The organism is Limnohabitans sp. TEGF005 (genome assembly GCF_055394835.1).
On sequence record NZ_AP029226.1, the window covers coordinates 1,029,567 to 1,044,126 of the forward strand.

The window sequence follows — 14,560 nt, forward strand, 5'->3', positions numbered from 1 at the left end:
TGTGGCTCACTTTTGTGCTGTGCAGCGATCAATACTCACTGGGCAGCATCAACACCCAATGCTCACCATTCCAGCAGGCATAGAGGGTGTAGTGCGGAATAGGGAAGTCTGTGTACGGGATTTCCTGTCGTGCACGAACACCGCCGTTGCCATCTTCCAGTGTCAGCACAGCGCTTGAGCCGGTGACCTTGAGCACGACCTGCACAAACCAGTCATCTGTGCCAAGCTCAAGCAGATAGCTGGCTGCCGCATCCATCAGCCAAAACGCTCCAGCGCCTTCCGCAAGATATTTGGCTCCGTCGGTAAGCAAGCATTTCCGATTGAGTCGGTGGTAGTGCACTGTCCCTGTGAACAGGCATAGCCGGGAAAGGTCGTAATTTTTGTCCATCGCTGTGTCCTTTATGGGTTGCTATGGACACAGTGTGTTTTCGGAACGATGGTCTGGGCAACCTATGACCCGAAGGATTGGACGGACTCAGAATGCAAGCCCTACAAGCTGTGCAGACCGCCGCCGGATAGCCTCAAGCAGAGCATCCGCGCGGACGCTGCTGTACGGCGGATTTGATGCGCGTGTGATGCTGGGTCGTGTAGGAACGACAGGTGCACTAGCTGCGCCCAGCGTGCCCTTGCTGCTGACTTACAAACATCAGCAAACTCTAATGTGTATTAGACTCGAGCGCTTCGCAACAGCATCGGCGAGAGCTTTGCGCAGCGTGCGCGATCGGAATCCACAGGTCATATGGGCCAGTCAAAAATCAATAATTGCTTGAATTGCTCGTACCTGCTTTACTCCGACACAGCAGCCCACGGCTACCGATGTGGGCAGGCTTATTTTTCAGTTCCACCAAAAGAACGAAAAGCGGCAAGGATGGACACTTACCCAGAGGTTGAGCTCGAAAATCTCTGTGACAAATGGAAAGGTCATCCTGATGCTGCGCAGGTCGCCGCCGAATAGCCTCAAGCAGAGCACCCGCACGGACGCTGCTGTAGGGTGAATTTGCGTGCCGTGTGATGTGTGGTCGTGCCGGAACGACAGGTGCACTTGTCGGCTGTAGTTCCCCCCCAAAAAAAAGTACAGACGAAAAAAAGCCCGCACGAGGCGGGCTGTGGAGCGTCATTTTTCGGGACGCTTTAGGGCTTTGGCATAGGCCAAGCAGCTTGCGGGTTGGCGACTTTTCGTCTTCTTGATTTTTTGACGGTGGTCGCCAGGTTGATGTTCTCGGCAATCAAGCAGCCCCATTGATAATTGTTCTCGCTCGCTTCCTCGTCATCGGCAAAGCCTTCAAGTGCCTCTTGGAAATGGTCGCCAAACAGGTACTCGTCTACGACGTTGTCTTCGACAACATCAGGTTTGCGCAAAATTCTGCGTAGCAGGTCAAGGTCAGTGCAGCCGTCAACGCATTCTTCAAGCGCTGCATCGGACAGCAGCAGTGGATCGGTATGTGCCATTTGTATCTCCTTTGTGTTTAGGGAAGTTTTCGGAAAATTGTGTCGATTGCTTCGTAATATTTGCGGTTGTCAGGTCTTCTGTTGTAGACGCTGCGCAAAGTACGTAAGACCAAAGTCTCGTCAATGTCGATCTTTTCTTTCTCGAAAATCTTCATCGCGTGTGGCAGGAACAGTTTGGGCGTACAAGGCTCGACGGTCAAAATTTCGCATCGACTGCGAAGGCCAATGTCAATGTTGTTGACTGCGTTGGTGGTGATGAACGTCAGGTCGTGTTCGCTTTCAGTGTCCAGGATCACCTTCAGTTTGTCTGTCTGACGCATCTTGGAATTCATCTCTTCGATCAAGTGGTAGCGCATCCTTTGCCCATCGGGCGCAAACAGTCGTGAAAAATGGGCGCTGTAGTCGAACGCTTGTGAGAGCTTCTCCGATTTTTGCAGGTCGTCGGCAGTCCACTTTTTGACTTCAATATTGCGCCCCTCGATAGCGCAAGGGATCAACTGGGACAGGAGTGACTTCCCCGTGCCGTTAGGTCCTGAAAGTAATAAAGGACGACGGATGTTGCCGCTTGCATAGCCCATAACAACGTCCCTGACCTTGTCGTTCGGAAAGATAAATTCGGCCAAATTTTGGGGGCGATATTTGTATTGTGAGTTGATGTAAATTGGCATAGCTATTTCTTTATGTATGTATTTAAATGGTGCGGGCACTTTGCCCGCACCCAGACCCTCAGGCGGCCTGCAGTTCCTTCATCGTTACGCCGGACTTGACCTTGCGGCTTGCGCCATTAGCGGCTTCGTTGATGCTGTCCTCGACAGCTTCGTCCTTGGACTCCTTGTCGACAGCATTGCGCTGCACGATCAAGTCTTTGGCCAATTCTTTGACCGCAGATGAGTGCATCGCTTTGGTGCTGTGGGGCACTGCGCGCAGCAGCTCAAACTGGCCGTTGCCCAAACTACGAGCAACGATGAAAGCAAACTCGGCACCGTCCGAAAACGAGACGCTTGATTTAGGCAAGGTCACAGTTGCCACGGCGCGCATTGATTTGAGCGTGTCGCAAACGTCGGTGCTGGCGGCTTTGATCTCTGCCGCTTTCTGAACTGCCTCGTCTTTTTTGACGAGCTGCTTGCGACATTCTTCGACGCCGTTTTGGCTTTCGATGAAATTCGCCAGTTTTGTCGGTTGGACTTCCTGCTGAATTGCAGCCATCAGCGTCTGCGTGTATGCATAGGCACGCTTGCGGTCGCTGTTGAACACGTAGCGCACGAACACAGTCAAAGCAGGGGTGTTGCTTTGAATCTTGACGCCGCGCTCTTTGAGCTTTTCGCTCATCGTTTTCACAGCGGCCTTCAAGCACTTGACATCGGCACGGGCTGCTTCGAACAGTTCGTAAACCTGCGTCAGCAGCTTATACAGCGCCTTGTTGCTGCGGGCCAGTTCAGCGCCTTCGAAGCGTTCACGATCCTTGAACAAGGTGTCGGCACGGTCGATGACCGTGGCCGGGGTCAACTGCTGCTGAGCAGCGTCGTTTTTCGGGACGCTGTTAGCGGCGGGAGTTGTAGAGGAGGCCGGAGCCTGGTTCATAGTGTTTTGCATATTGGTTCTCCTATAAATGCAAATTAAGTAAATGACGGCCGCACGGAATGTGTGGTCGCCGGTTTTGTCTGATCGCAATGCGGCCGCAAGCGGTCGCATAAATGCGATAAATGCAACGTGTAAGTTGTTAAAGAACTGTTGTTTGCACTGCGATCAGCACAGGTGTTGACTGGCAACAAAAAGAAATATAGGTCCTTAACTATCAAAGTACTTGTGGTGACATAAGCTGGCTAATAAAATGCCAGATATGGACACAACTCAACAAGAATTAGTACTAAAGGGCTTCTCTAGGCTCAAATTCAGGTCGCCAGAAGAGGCGTTGAGTGAGGCACGCACGAATGAACGGCGGTGGTGGTGGGAGTACTTGCGGCTCAGCAAAGACTATTGGTTGGTGTGCCAAACGTCGAAAGATGGCAAGGTCGAGACTCAAGACCGGGAACTGGCTCGGGTGTACAGGCGCTTCGGCAACGTGCACCAAGGCAGTTTTGATGACTGGTTTCTTGAGCACGGCACACGGATATTTCGGGAAGTGGAGAAATTCCCTAACGTCAAAGAGCTGCCCCGTGCGCCACGTGACAGGGCTGAGTTCAAGCTGCGGCCTGATCACATATGGGTAGACATCCCCCTCAAGCTCAGCCGTCGAACAATTCAGCGAAAGATCGGTGAAATCCTCGATAAGTACGAAAGCCTGCGGCTCAGTAACCGGCTTGAGTTGACCACGGCAGAATTTCAGTTACTGCCAGCCAAGTTCGGGGTGCACGCACTGCAAAAAATCCACGAAGTGCATAGCTTGCACAGGGAACTGATTGCCAAGCCCAAAGCCCAAGCAGGAATGCCCGATGGCCGGGCCAATTTGCAGCAACGTACCGACCTGTTTCGTATCGGCAAAGCATTGGGAGTTAGTCCAAGCAATGAGGCGCTGCGTGGAGAGCCTGCCGAGATACACAAACGTCAGAACCGGATGCGTGTCAGTGTCAGCAGGCTATTGGGCAAGTGCGATCTGCTGATCGCCAATGTCGAACGTGGTCTATTTCCGAGCTACAGCCCTGTTCTACCGCCAGATCGCCCGCGTTTCAACACACGCCAACTTGAGATGCACAAAGAGCTTGAGGCGCAGTGGTGGGCGCTGGACTTGCAATCAGAGCTGAGCGCTGGCAAGTTGGAAAAGGCCCGCAAGATACATTACGAAGAAGAACTCAAAATTCGTGACTCCTACAAGGGCGGCAAAGGTGAGCGCAGCGTCATTTTTCGCGACGCTTGACGCTCTCACACCAGTTCCACCGCATTGCGCTTCATCTCGTCGTTCACATCGATGTAGCGCTGGGTCACGGCAATGCTGCGGTGTCCTGCAAGACTGGCCAACACCCGCACCCCAATGCCCTTGCTTGCAAGGGTTGTGATAAATGTCCGGCGACCACTGTGGCTGCTTGCGCCTTCAAGGCCTGCTTTCTTGTACAGCCAGAAAAAGTGCTGTGCCATCACATTCGCTGAGAACGGCTTGCCTCCGGCGGTCAAGAAAAATGACTGTTTGCGGTCCTGCACGGCCCGAATGTCGCAGTAGCCCTGCAGTTCATCACGCAACTTTTGCGGCAGAAACACGGTGCGTGCGTGTCGGCCCTTTGTCTGCTCTGCACTGAGCTTGATTTCGGCTTTGACCTTGCCGCCTGCATCGACCACATCCCCAACACGTAAGCTGGCGATCTCCCCCACACGCATCCCGGCCCAGAAGCTGAACAGCAACATCATCCGGTTACGCATTGCGTGGGAGTGCTGTGCGGTGTAGTCGAAAACTTGCTGCAACTCTTCTGCGGTCAGCGTTTTTGCTTGTGCCATTTTGTGCCTGCTCCAAATCAAATAAAACTTTTATGTAAGTGTTTATTCTTTTGTCAAAATGGGCAACCGGAATTGGCGAATAAAAATCCTCAATAAAATCAATGGCGGTAAAGGATATTGCTATTTTCTTTGGCGGCGTCGTTTTTCTAGACGCTGCACAAAGCCCTGCAAGCGTTTTATTGGTGCTCCTGCTGCCCAGGCCTTCGGAACCTCTAAAAAACGCGCATAACGCGCTAAAAAACTGGCTGCGTCATAAATAACTTATACAAACAAGATTAAGGTTGGCACGCCGATTGAAAATAGTGCTGTTGAATCCGTTCTGATGTGCGACGGTAGGCAATGCGGTGCTTGTTACGTGATTCATTGCACTACCCTGCTGATGGCAGGATGCTTAAACGACGCCCCTCTGTGGTAGAACCGTTTGCGATGTCTTATTGAGTTGGGCAGCGTGTAAACGTTGCAGAGAATGAACCGCATAAGGTTCAATCAATAACGGCGATTTGTTTTCAATCGCCGAGTGAGATGGGATACCACACTACCCCACAAAGCATAGACACCGGCCGCTGCATATGCCGTCTACTGCTTGCGTTAAGCGCACATAAAAGGAGATCGCAAAACCTGCCTTTCTTGTTCAAACAAGTTGTGTATATGCAGATCGAGAATACCTCAGTAAACCTCAATCCAGCGCCTGAATAGGCGTGGATCTTCGCTTCCTAGTAAATCAGCTTCAATATTGATTGATTGCGTTAACTTGCATCACAATTTATCAAGCCTGAATATTTTATAAAAGCAATGAGTTTTCTGGAAGAAAACGATATTGCACTTGCGTCAGCAAGTAAAACAATGAAACACCAATACAACTACAAAGGGGATAATATGACATTTACAAACGACTTATACGACAAGATCAAAGCCGCAGTGCCAGATATGACTGTGCGCAGATTCAGCAGGTACTGCGGCAAAAGCGAAGGCTACTACGGCAGCATCACAGCACAAGCACTGCCTGTATCAACAAACGCCTTGATCCATCTGGCGGAAGTGCTGACCCATATGCAACAGATCAAGCCAAGCCACGCACTTGGTACAGCGCTGGTGATGATTGCGGAAGAAGTGGCCCGAAGAATGCAAAGCATCAACAGCAGCAGCAACTGGGCTGTACGGCAGATGATCGTCAAGGCCGTGGCAAAGGTGCAGGGCAGTCGTGTTGACAATGCCCTTGCACCGTTGCCGATAGTGTTGGGGTGAGATGTGTATAACTGAAAGCAGCGCTAGCTAGCGCTGCTTTCGTAACGGCGTTAAACTGCAAATCGAATTTACAACCAACGCCATATGAAAAAGCTGACCTGTGCTTTGCTCGTGCTGCTAAATTTTTCTGCCCAAGCGCAGTTTATAGAGCGTGAGGATCGCGATAAGCGTTATCCGGTGCCTGCCACTTGGGATCGCGGATCAATCCACAAGATTGGTATGTTTACGCATATGGGCGAAATTACGCGTACCTGTGTTGTTGCCAAGTCCTCTCAGCCTATACCGTTGCAGCGTGCGCCACGTGACTTGTCCGATGTGAATTACAAGGCAATCTTTAATTACACTTTGAAAGAACATCTAGAGAAGAATTACGTGATGGGGTTAACCTTTGTACGGGATGGAAAGATTGTTGATCAGCGCTATCAATATGAGCGCAGGGCTGATGATTTGTTCACTTCGTTCTCGGCGGGAAAATCAATAATCAGTGTATTGATTGGCATCGCGTTTGATGAAGGATTGATAAAAAGTCTAGATGATCCTGCTTCTAAATACACTAATAGAATTAATGATTCGAGTTATAGCAAGGTTAAGATTAAATCGCTTCTTCGAATGTCATCCGGCGTTCCATATAGTGAGCCAGATACTGGAATATCTGATGCGCATTACTTTGATGAGGTAATTCGCCTGGGTAGAGATTCAAATCTAGCGCAAGAATTAAATAAATGGCGTCGTAATATTTATGACGAGGGAAGAAAATTTAATTATGCAAGTATCGAAACAGCAGTGCTCGCAGAAGTGCTCCGCGGTGCTACAGGTAAAAACATATGTCAATATGCGCAAGAAAAATTATGGGAGCCGATTGGGGCGGAGTTCGATGCTCGAATGGAGACTGATGGTCAAGGTAATGTGATTGGATATTCTGGATTTAATGCTGTGCAAACAGATTATGCAAAAGTTGGAGTGATGCTAGCCAATAACGGGGAAATCAACGGTAAACGTGTGCTTTCAACTGAATACATAGATCAAGCTACTAATATTGAGCGACAACCCGAGGGTTTTAGATTTAATCAGGCGCAAAAAGGTGTGGGGTATGGCTATCAGTTCTGGTTGCTGCAAAAGCCGGGGCGATATTTGATGAGTGGTAGTTACGGCCAATACGTTGGCATCGATCGTGATACGAAGTCTGTAATCGTAATACATACGGCAGACCCTGTTCGTGTCAACAATATTCGTGGCTTGAGGACGGTTAGACTTTTCCAAAGTCTTATTGATGCGACAAATTGAAAATCGATAGCTTGATCCTTGCTCTTGTGTAAATACAGGACAAGGAGTTTTTTATGAAGATCGCAGAAATAACGACCGTCAAGCCACTCACACTAGATCAGGCCAAGATCGATGGCCTGAAGAAGCAGAAGGATGCCGCAGCACAGCGGCTCAAGGCAGAGCGTGACAGACAGAAGCGGCTGAAGGCTGTGCATCAGCTTGCCAGCTTGAACAGCACTGCCAAAGCGGCATAACGCCTTTATGCAGCGTCTCGAAAAACGACGCTGAAGATGGCAAGTGTGGTGACAGCGCTAGCTAGCGCTGCGCCCGTGCAAACCGTCTAACTTGCAGAAGCTAAACTGCATTCAATTAACTGGAGTTGCGCCAATGAAGAAGCTTGTACTCGCATTTGTGTCAGTTGCGGCGTTGGCTGCACAAGCGCAATTCATCGAACACGAAGAGCGAGATAAGCGGTATTTGGTGCCAAATTCTTCAGATACGACGACACCACACAAGGTTGGGCTTTTCACGCATATGGCAGAGGCAATGCCAAGCTGCAAAGTACGGAAGTCATCTTCTCCAGTGTTGTTGCAACGTAGCCCAACTGACTTGTCCAGCGTGAAATATGAAGCAGTTTTCAACTACAGCCTGAAAGAGCACATCGAAAAAAACAATGTGATGGGCTTGATGGTGGTGCGTGACGGCAAGATCATCGATCAGCATTACCGCAGCGAGCGCCGAGAAACGGACCTGTTCACATCGTTTTCGATGGCAAAGTCGATGATCAGCATTTTGATCGGCGCTGCTTTGGATGAGGGATTGATCAAGAGCCTGGATGACCCAGTCTCCCGCTACACAAGTCGTATCAACGATTCTAGTTACAGCAAGGTCTCAATTCGTTCGTTGCTGCGTATGTCCTCAGGCATTCAATTCAATGAGACTTACACCGGTAAAAATGATATTTACTATTACGAACAGGGCGTACGAATGGGGGGCAATCCCAGTGTAATCAGGACGCTCAACAATATGCAGCGTAGCATCTCTGACGAAGGAAAAAAATTTAACTACGCCAGTGTCGAGACTGGTGTGCTTGCTGAAGTGGTGCGTGGCGCAACTGGCAAGAGCATTTGTCAATATATGCAGGAAAAGCTGTGGGAGCCACTCGGTGCAGAGCAGGATGCTTTTTGGGGCACTGACGGTGAAGGCCTTGAGCTTGGTCACGCTTTCTTCAACGCTACTCAAGCTGACTACGCGAAGGTTGCAATGATGCTTGCCAATATGGGCGAAATCAATGGCAAGCGCGTGCTGTCAGCTGAATACATTGACCAAGCCACCAATGTTGAGCGGCAACCGGATGGCTTCAAGTTCAATCAAGCACAAATGGCTACAGGGTATGGCTACCAGTTTTGGTTACGCGAGAAGCCTGGACGCTACTTTATGCAAGGCGTGTACGGGCAGTACATCGGAATTGATCGTGATACCAAAACGATACTAGTGATTAACTCAGCAGATCACGTAGCGTCTGCGAGCCTGCGTTCATTGAGGACCTATCGACTCTTCCAGAGCGTGATTGCTGCTATCAACCCGCAGTAGGCGTGTGCGGCGTCCCGAATAACGACGGTAGTAGTGGCAAGGGTGGTGACAGCGCTAGCTAGTGCAGCTGTCGTTCTAAAACTTCACTAGATCGACCCGCCAAACTGACCGGACTTCGGTTGCTCTTTCTTGGTGGCCGAACTTAAAGTTGTCTATGCATTAACAACATCTGAAAGGCAATGCATATGGCAACCCTCGCAACTCTCAAGCTGAGCACAGCAATCAAACCCACACATATGCCCGCAGTCCAAGTGCGGCGCAACAAATTGGCCAAACGCCTGTGGGAGCAAGCTGAGTTGGCACGAGCTCAGCAGTCAGGCACACAGTTCGCACCCACCAAGTTTCGCAGCATCGCTGATCCAGGCACTGGCTTACGCAAGCAGGTTGAAGTGTCCAAGCGGGTAAAGCAATGGTGGTTCATTGCAGATAACGGCAAGTTGGCGCTCAGTGTTCGTTATGGTACGAAGGTGCTTGAACTTGCCAAGGGTAAATTTGCTGTGGAAGTTGCCAGCGAGAAGGAGCTTGTATCCACGCTTGAAATCATTAAAGCAGCTGTTTTGGCTGGTGAGTTGGACTCAGCGATTGATGCTGCATCCAACAAGCTTCGCGCAGGTTTTTCAAAATAATCTGCAGCGTGTTGGAGCGTCAATGCATCGTTGCTGACGAGTTGTTTCGCTCAAATACGCTCACATTGGATGTGGAGAAAATTTATGGCTACTGTGATGACAGGCATAGTTAAAATACCCTTGTACAAAGTTTTCATTTTTCCAGCGGTACAGACAACGCAAAAACTCGCACACCACTTTTTATCCACGCTGAAACTCGTTGATAATGTTGTGAATAGTGGTACAGAGTTCAGCACTTTTAATCCGTTTGTCGTGGGTTCGACCCCCGCTGGTCCCACCAAAAAAACTAAAAAGCACTTTGTATCTCGGTACAAAGTGCTTTTTTCATGGGCGCACGCATTGTGTACCCGGATACCCATTGAAAGAGCTTCCATGACCAGCGAATTGAACAGCCAGAATGCATTGAACAAGAAGGCGTTGTGCGAGCCTTGCTCGGGCATCCAGCGCCATTGGCGGCGTGCGCCTGGCCATGCCGAGTTGGTGCAAGGTGCCAACCGCAAGGAGCAGCGCGAGTCGGGTCAAGCCACCATCACCGCGTACCGTTGCGATCGCTGCGGCACAGCGTGGGAATACGAAAACAACAAAGCCAATCAGCACGCAGGCTGGTCCGTGGTGGGCGAATAAACTTGAGTGAGCGGCCCACAGCGGTGGCCGAATTGCAGTGATTCATGCGCTTAAAAAAAGGGGCCCATTGACATGGGCCCCTTTGTTTTTGGTGAGTTGAACGGGCTCAAGCCGTTTCTTCTAGCAAATGCGTCAGTTCGAGCCAGCGCTCTTCCAGCGTGGTGACTTCGTCCGACAAGGCTTTCAGGCGGCGACCAGCCTCGGCAATTTCTGTGGGTGGCAACGGCGTACTCAGTTGTTGTTCGAGTTGGGTTTTCTCTGCTTCGATGCTGGCCATGCGTTGCTCGTTTTGCTCCAGCTCGCGTTTTAAGGGGCGGGTTTGCGCGGCGAGTTGCTGGCGTTTTTGGGCATCGACTTTGCGCTGTTCGGCACTGCTGATGCCGGGGTTGCTGCTCGGTGCGCTGATCGGCGCGGGTGCGGCGGCCATCGCGATGAGGGGGGCTGCTGTCTCCACAGCGGGCACTGCCACCGAGCCCGTTGAGTCGCGAGCAGCATTTTTGGCCACTTCACGCAGGCGCTTGGACTCTTCCAACAGGTAACGCTGGTAGTCGTCCAGGTCGCCGTCAAACGGCTCGACCTTGCCCCGGCCCACCATCCAGAACTCGTCACACACGGCGCGCAGCAAGGCCCGGTCGTGGCTGACCAGCATGACGGTGCCTTCAAATTCGTTGAGTGCCATCGACAGCGCCTCACGCGTTGCCAAGTCCAGGTGGTTGGTGGGTTCGTCCAGCAGCAGCAAGTTGGGGCGTTGCCACACGATCATGGCCAGCACCAGTCGGGCTTTTTCACCACCGCTCATGGTGCCCACAGCCTGTTTGACCATGTCGCCTGAGAAGTTGAAAGTGCCCAGGTAGTTGCGCAGGTCTTGCTCGCGGCTGGGTTCGCCGCTGTTGGGGCCCAGCTCTTTGGCCAGCCGGATCATGTGCTCCAGCGGTGTGTCTTGCGGGTGCAGAACGTCCAGCTCTTGCTGTGCAAAGTAGCCGATGTTCAGGCCTTTGCCTTCGGTCAGCGTGCCACCCAGCAGCGGCATGGTGCGGGCAATGGTTTTGACCAGGGTCGATTTGCCCTGACCGTTGGCACCCAGAATGCCAATGCGCTGTCCTGCCAAGACCGATTTGCTGACGCCTTGCAAGATGGCTTTGGGTTCGTCGTCCACGATGTAGCCAAAGTTCGCCTCGCTGATGGCCAGCATCGGGTTGGGCAGGTTGTTGGGTTCCTTGAAGCCGAAGGTGAATTCGGCATCGGCCAACAGTGGGGCCACTTTTTCCATGCGTTCCAGAGCCTTGACCCGGCTCTGTGCCTGCTTGGCCTTGCTGGCCTGGGCCTTGAAGCGGTTGATGAATTTTTGCAGGTGAGCGATCTTGTCTTGCTGCTTGGAAAAAGAAGCTTGTTGCAGCTCCATTTGTTGCGAGCGCAAGATCTCAAACGCACTGTAATTGCCGCCGTAGCGCGTCAGTTTGGCGTGGTCGATGTGCAAAGTGACATCGGTCACCGCGTCCAGAAATTCCCGGTCGTGACTGATCACGATCATGGTGCCTGCGTAGCGCTGCAACCAGGCTTCCAGCCAGACCAAGGCATCCAAATCCAGGTGGTTGGTGGGTTCGTCCAGGATCAGGATGTCGGATGGGCACATCAGCGCACGGGCCAGCTGTAAACGCATGCGCCAGCCACCCGAAAAACTGTTGACCGGGTTGTTGAGTTCGTCAACGCGAAAACCCAAGCCCAAAATCAGCGCTTCGGCGCGGGGCAGAGCGTCGTGGTCGCCGGCGTCTGCCAGGTCGGTGTAAACGTGGGCCATTTCCATGCCGTCGCCGCTTTCTTCGGCGAGCACCAGGCGCTGTCGCAATTCGGCCAAACGGGTATCGCCTTCCAGCACAAAATCGGCGGCGGGCTGGTCGGTCTCGGGCATGTTTTGCGCGACTTGCGCCATGCGCCAGGCTTTGGGGATTTCGAAGTCGCCGCCGTCTTCAATCAGTGTTCGGTTGAACAGGGCAAACAAAGTGGATTTGCCCGCGCCATTGCGCCCGACCAGACCGACCTTTTCTCCGGGGTTAAGGGTGACCGAGGCTTGGTCGAGCAGCACTTTGGTGCCGCGGCGGAGGGTGACGTTTTTGAGGTTGATCATGAAGAGCGAATGTCCGGAACCGATCCGGGATAGGGGCATGGCCAGCGTCAAAGCTGGCTTTGAAAATTCGATAACCTGCTATTTTCGCCGATACGGGCATCGGTGAGGTGGCTGTTGCATGTCTTTGTCTTTCATGGATGCCTGCGTTCACCGGGATGACACTCAGAGGGCCATCAGGGCCTCTCGAGTGAGCAGCAAAACCTGGTCTTCACCTGAGCTGGTGTCGAGCCAGGCCACGTCCAGGTCGGGGAATGCCGCTTCAAAGTGCTCGCACTCGTTGCCGATTTCCAGCACCAACACGGCGTTTTCAGTCATTCGGGCTGGGGCATCCCGCAGAAGTTGGCGTACAAAATCCATGCCGTCGGCACCACCTGCCAGCGCCAGTTCAGGCTCGGCCCGGTATTCGGCGGGCAGTGCGTCCATGCTGGCCTGGCACACATAAGGCGGGTTGCACAGAATCAAATCGAATGGGCCCGCAAGGGCTGACAGCCCGTCGCTGTGCACCAGGTTCACGCGCTCTTGCAGCGCGTGGCGCTCGACGTTGATGGTGGCCACGGCCAAGGCATCGTCAGAAATGTCGGCCCCAGTGACGTGCACTTCTGGCCAGGCCAGCGCCGCCAGAACGGCCAGACTGCCGTTGCCGGTGCACAGGTCCAACACTTGTGTGGTTTGGTCGCTCAGCCAGGCGTCGATGGTACCGTCGGCCAGCACTTCGGCAATCAGGCTGCGCGGCACGATGGCCCGTTCGTCAATGTAAAACGACACGCCCTGCAACCAAGCTTCGCGCGTCAAATAAGCGGCGGGCTTGCGGGTGGTGATGCGTTCTTCAATCAGCGCAGTGCAGGCCGCCTGCTGTTCTGGCGTGATGGCTTGATCCGCCACTTCGTCCAAGTCGGTGTCCAGCGGCAGGTCCAGTCGCCAAAGCACCAGCCAGACAGCTTCGTCGAAGGCGCTCTGGGTGCCGTGGCCAAAGGCCACATTGGACTCGGTCAGGCGCTGGGCCGACTGCGCGATCAGCGCAGACAAATTCAGAGTGCTCATACCGACAAGCCCAAGTTGAGTTGTTCCAGTGTGCGGCGGTAGATGTTTTTGAGCGGCGCGATGTCAGCCAGCGCCACATGCTCGTTGACTTTGTGGATGGTCGCGTTGGGCGGGCCGAACTCGATCACTTGGGGGCAAATTTGGGCGATAAAGCGGCCGTCACTGGTGCCACCCGTGGTGGAGAGCTCGGTGGTGAGGCCCGTTTCGTCGGCGATGGCCCGCTGCACGGCGGCGACCAAGGTGCCTGGCGTGGTCAAAAACGGCAAGCCGCCGATGGTCCAGTTCAGGTCGTACTTCAGGCCATGTTGGTCGAGCACCGCCATCAGGCGCTGCTGCAGGCTGTCCGGCGTTGATTCGGTGCAAAAGCGGAAGTTGAAATCCACCACGCAGTCGCCCGGAATCACATTGCTTGCCCCCGTTCCCGCGTGGATGTTGCTGACCTGCCAGCTGGTGGGCGGGAAAAAGGCGTTGCCTTCGTCCCAGCGGATGCTGACCAATTCGGCCAGCGCCGGGGCCAGGCGGTGGATCGGGTTGTCGGCCAGGTGCGGATAAGCAATGTGGCCTTGCACCCCATGCACAGTGAGCTTGCCGCTCATGGTGCCGCGTCGGCCGTTCTTGATCATGTCGCCCGTCTGCTGCACCGAGGTGGGCTCGCCTACGATGCAGAACTGCGGTGCTTCGCCCCGGTCCACCAGCTGCTTGCAGACCACCACCGTGCCGTCAAGGGCTGGGCCTTCTTCGTCGCTGGTCAACAAAAAGGCGATGCCCAGTTCAGGGTCTGGATGGCTCGCCAAAAATTCCTGCACAGCCACGACCATGGCGGCCAGCGAGGTTTTCATGTCGCTCGCGCCGCGGCCAAACAGCTTGCCGTCTTTGTGCGTGGGGGTGAAGGGGTCGCTGTGCCATTGCGCGAGTGGCCCTGTGGGCACCACGTCGGTGTGTCCGGCAAACGCCAGGACTTGGCCGCTTTTTCCGGCGCGTTTGGCCCAGAGGTTGCGCACCCTGAAAGTGTCGGGGCCTGAGTCCATGTATTCGCAGACAAAGCCAAGGGGGGTCAATGCCTCGGCAATCAGGTCCATGCAACCCGCGTCATGGGGGGTGACGGAAGGTTTGGAGATCAGCTGTTCGGCCAGGCGCAGGGTGTCGTGACAGGTGCTTGTGTTCATGG

The 14,560-nt window shown here is 53.3% G+C and carries 15 protein-coding genes; 7 read left to right on the forward strand and 8 right to left on the reverse strand.

The annotated features are described in order from the left end of the window. Positions 1-28: 28 nt before the first annotated feature. The 4 genes from ACZ5RG_RS04960 to ACZ5RG_RS04975 all read right to left on the reverse strand — a co-directional run bounded on the left by ACZ5RG_RS04960 (position 29) and on the right by ACZ5RG_RS04975 (position 3,141). The gene (locus ACZ5RG_RS04960) at positions 29-388 is read right to left on the reverse strand and encodes a DUF6876 family protein (protein WP_464447930.1); all 360 of its coding nucleotides are present in this window, start codon (positions 386-388) and stop codon (positions 29-31) included. Positions 389-1,131: 743 nt separating this feature from the next. Continuing rightward, complete coding sequence (locus ACZ5RG_RS04965; RefSeq protein WP_464447931.1) at positions 1,132-1,449, reverse strand: hypothetical protein; 318 nt, start codon at positions 1,447-1,449, stop codon at positions 1,132-1,134. Between the two features lie 17 nt (positions 1,450-1,466). Continuing rightward, complete coding sequence (locus ACZ5RG_RS04970; protein WP_464447932.1) at positions 1,467-2,117, reverse strand: hypothetical protein; 651 nt, start codon at positions 2,115-2,117, stop codon at positions 1,467-1,469. Between the two features lie 58 nt (positions 2,118-2,175). Continuing rightward, positions 2,176-3,141, reverse strand: a complete 966-nt coding sequence (locus tag ACZ5RG_RS04975; RefSeq protein ID WP_464447933.1) for a hypothetical protein — start codon at positions 3,139-3,141, stop codon at positions 2,176-2,178. Positions 3,142-3,289: 148 nt separating this feature from the next. Between ACZ5RG_RS04975 and ACZ5RG_RS04980 the strand changes: the two genes are divergently transcribed. Then, the gene (locus ACZ5RG_RS04980; RefSeq protein ID WP_464447934.1) at positions 3,290-4,303 is read left to right on the forward strand and encodes a hypothetical protein; all 1,014 of its coding nucleotides are present in this window, start codon (positions 3,290-3,292) and stop codon (positions 4,301-4,303) included. A 5-nt stretch (positions 4,304-4,308) separates the two neighbouring features. Here ACZ5RG_RS04980 and ACZ5RG_RS04985 read toward each other — a convergent pair whose 3' ends face one another. Beyond that, entirely contained in the window at positions 4,309-4,875 is a 567-nt protein-coding gene (locus ACZ5RG_RS04985; RefSeq protein WP_464447935.1) for a tyrosine-type recombinase/integrase, read from the reverse strand. 792 nt (positions 4,876-5,667) lie between these two features. Here ACZ5RG_RS04985 and ACZ5RG_RS04990 point away from each other — a divergent pair. From ACZ5RG_RS04990 to ACZ5RG_RS05015, 6 genes are all read left to right on the forward strand, one after another. Next, on the forward strand, positions 5,668-6,120 hold the full coding sequence (locus ACZ5RG_RS04990) for a hypothetical protein (RefSeq protein ID WP_464447936.1): 453 nt from the start codon (positions 5,668-5,670) through the stop codon (positions 6,118-6,120). An 84-nt stretch (positions 6,121-6,204) separates the two neighbouring features. Then, positions 6,205-7,404, forward strand: a complete 1,200-nt coding sequence (locus ACZ5RG_RS04995) for a serine hydrolase domain-containing protein (protein WP_464447937.1) — start codon at positions 6,205-6,207, stop codon at positions 7,402-7,404. A gap of 53 nt (positions 7,405-7,457) precedes the next feature. Next, positions 7,458-7,637, forward strand: coding sequence for a hypothetical protein (locus tag ACZ5RG_RS05000; protein WP_464447938.1), 180 nt, complete (start codon positions 7,458-7,460; stop codon positions 7,635-7,637). Between the two features lie 133 nt (positions 7,638-7,770). Beyond that, positions 7,771-8,976, forward strand: a complete 1,206-nt coding sequence (locus tag ACZ5RG_RS05005; RefSeq protein ID WP_464447939.1) for a serine hydrolase domain-containing protein — start codon at positions 7,771-7,773, stop codon at positions 8,974-8,976. 185 nt (positions 8,977-9,161) lie between these two features. Continuing rightward, positions 9,162-9,602, forward strand: coding sequence for a DUF6641 family protein (locus tag ACZ5RG_RS05010; RefSeq protein ID WP_464447940.1), 441 nt, complete (start codon positions 9,162-9,164; stop codon positions 9,600-9,602). Between the two features lie 372 nt (positions 9,603-9,974). Further along, positions 9,975-10,226, forward strand: coding sequence for a hypothetical protein (locus ACZ5RG_RS05015; protein WP_019428767.1), 252 nt, complete (start codon positions 9,975-9,977; stop codon positions 10,224-10,226). Positions 10,227-10,332: 106 nt separating this feature from the next. Here the strand turns inward: ACZ5RG_RS05015 and ACZ5RG_RS05020 are convergent, their stop codons facing one another. The 3 genes from ACZ5RG_RS05020 to dapE form a co-directional block, all read right to left on the reverse strand. Continuing rightward, complete coding sequence (locus ACZ5RG_RS05020) at positions 10,333-12,351, reverse strand: ABC-F family ATP-binding cassette domain-containing protein (RefSeq protein ID WP_312260376.1); 2,019 nt, start codon at positions 12,349-12,351, stop codon at positions 10,333-10,335. Between the two features lie 162 nt (positions 12,352-12,513). Then, positions 12,514-13,392 (reverse strand): 50S ribosomal protein L3 N(5)-glutamine methyltransferase, encoded by an 879-nt coding sequence (prmB, locus tag ACZ5RG_RS05025; protein WP_464447941.1) that lies wholly within the window; start codon positions 13,390-13,392, stop codon positions 12,514-12,516. Beyond that, positions 13,389-14,558 carry a succinyl-diaminopimelate desuccinylase gene (gene dapE / locus ACZ5RG_RS05030; RefSeq protein WP_298597647.1) on the reverse strand — a complete coding sequence of 390 codons (1,170 nt, stop codon included), beginning with the start codon at positions 14,556-14,558 and terminating at the stop codon, positions 13,389-13,391. Before dapE ends, prmB begins: the two co-directional genes overlap by 4 nt. Between the last annotated feature and the right edge of the window lie 2 nt (positions 14,559-14,560).

What these genes read in the sequence shown, in the direction of transcription:
- ACZ5RG_RS04965 (WP_464447931.1), bottom strand. Translation starts at nt 1,449, where the DNA reads ATGGCACATACCGATCCACTGCTGCTGTCCGATGCAGCGCTTGAAGAA.
- ACZ5RG_RS05000 (WP_464447938.1), top strand. Translation starts at nt 7,458, where the DNA reads ATGAAGATCGCAGAAATAACGACCGTCAAGCCACTCACACTAGATCAG.
- ACZ5RG_RS05005 (WP_464447939.1), top strand. Translation starts at nt 7,771, where the DNA reads ATGAAGAAGCTTGTACTCGCATTTGTGTCAGTTGCGGCGTTGGCTGCA.
- ACZ5RG_RS04970 (WP_464447932.1), bottom strand. Translation starts at nt 2,117, where the DNA reads ATGCCAATTTACATCAACTCACAATACAAATATCGCCCCCAAAATTTG.
- ACZ5RG_RS04990 (WP_464447936.1), top strand. Translation starts at nt 5,668, where the DNA reads ATGAGTTTTCTGGAAGAAAACGATATTGCACTTGCGTCAGCAAGTAAA.
- ACZ5RG_RS05015 (WP_019428767.1), top strand. Translation starts at nt 9,975, where the DNA reads ATGACCAGCGAATTGAACAGCCAGAATGCATTGAACAAGAAGGCGTTG.
- ACZ5RG_RS04980 (WP_464447934.1), top strand. Translation starts at nt 3,290, where the DNA reads ATGGACACAACTCAACAAGAATTAGTACTAAAGGGCTTCTCTAGGCTC.
- ACZ5RG_RS05020 (WP_312260376.1), bottom strand. Translation starts at nt 12,351, where the DNA reads ATGATCAACCTCAAAAACGTCACCCTCCGCCGCGGCACCAAAGTGCTG.
- ACZ5RG_RS04960 (WP_464447930.1), bottom strand. Translation starts at nt 388, where the DNA reads ATGGACAAAAATTACGACCTTTCCCGGCTATGCCTGTTCACAGGGACA.
- ACZ5RG_RS04975 (WP_464447933.1), bottom strand. Translation starts at nt 3,141, where the DNA reads ATGCGACCGCTTGCGGCCGCATTGCGATCAGACAAAACCGGCGACCAC.
- prmB (WP_464447941.1), bottom strand. Translation starts at nt 13,392, where the DNA reads ATGAGCACTCTGAATTTGTCTGCGCTGATCGCGCAGTCGGCCCAGCGC.
- ACZ5RG_RS04985 (WP_464447935.1), bottom strand. Translation starts at nt 4,875, where the DNA reads ATGGCACAAGCAAAAACGCTGACCGCAGAAGAGTTGCAGCAAGTTTTC.
- ACZ5RG_RS04995 (WP_464447937.1), top strand. Translation starts at nt 6,205, where the DNA reads ATGAAAAAGCTGACCTGTGCTTTGCTCGTGCTGCTAAATTTTTCTGCC.
- dapE (WP_298597647.1), bottom strand. Translation starts at nt 14,558, where the DNA reads ATGAACACAAGCACCTGTCACGACACCCTGCGCCTGGCCGAACAGCTG.
- ACZ5RG_RS05010 (WP_464447940.1), top strand. Translation starts at nt 9,162, where the DNA reads ATGGCAACCCTCGCAACTCTCAAGCTGAGCACAGCAATCAAACCCACA.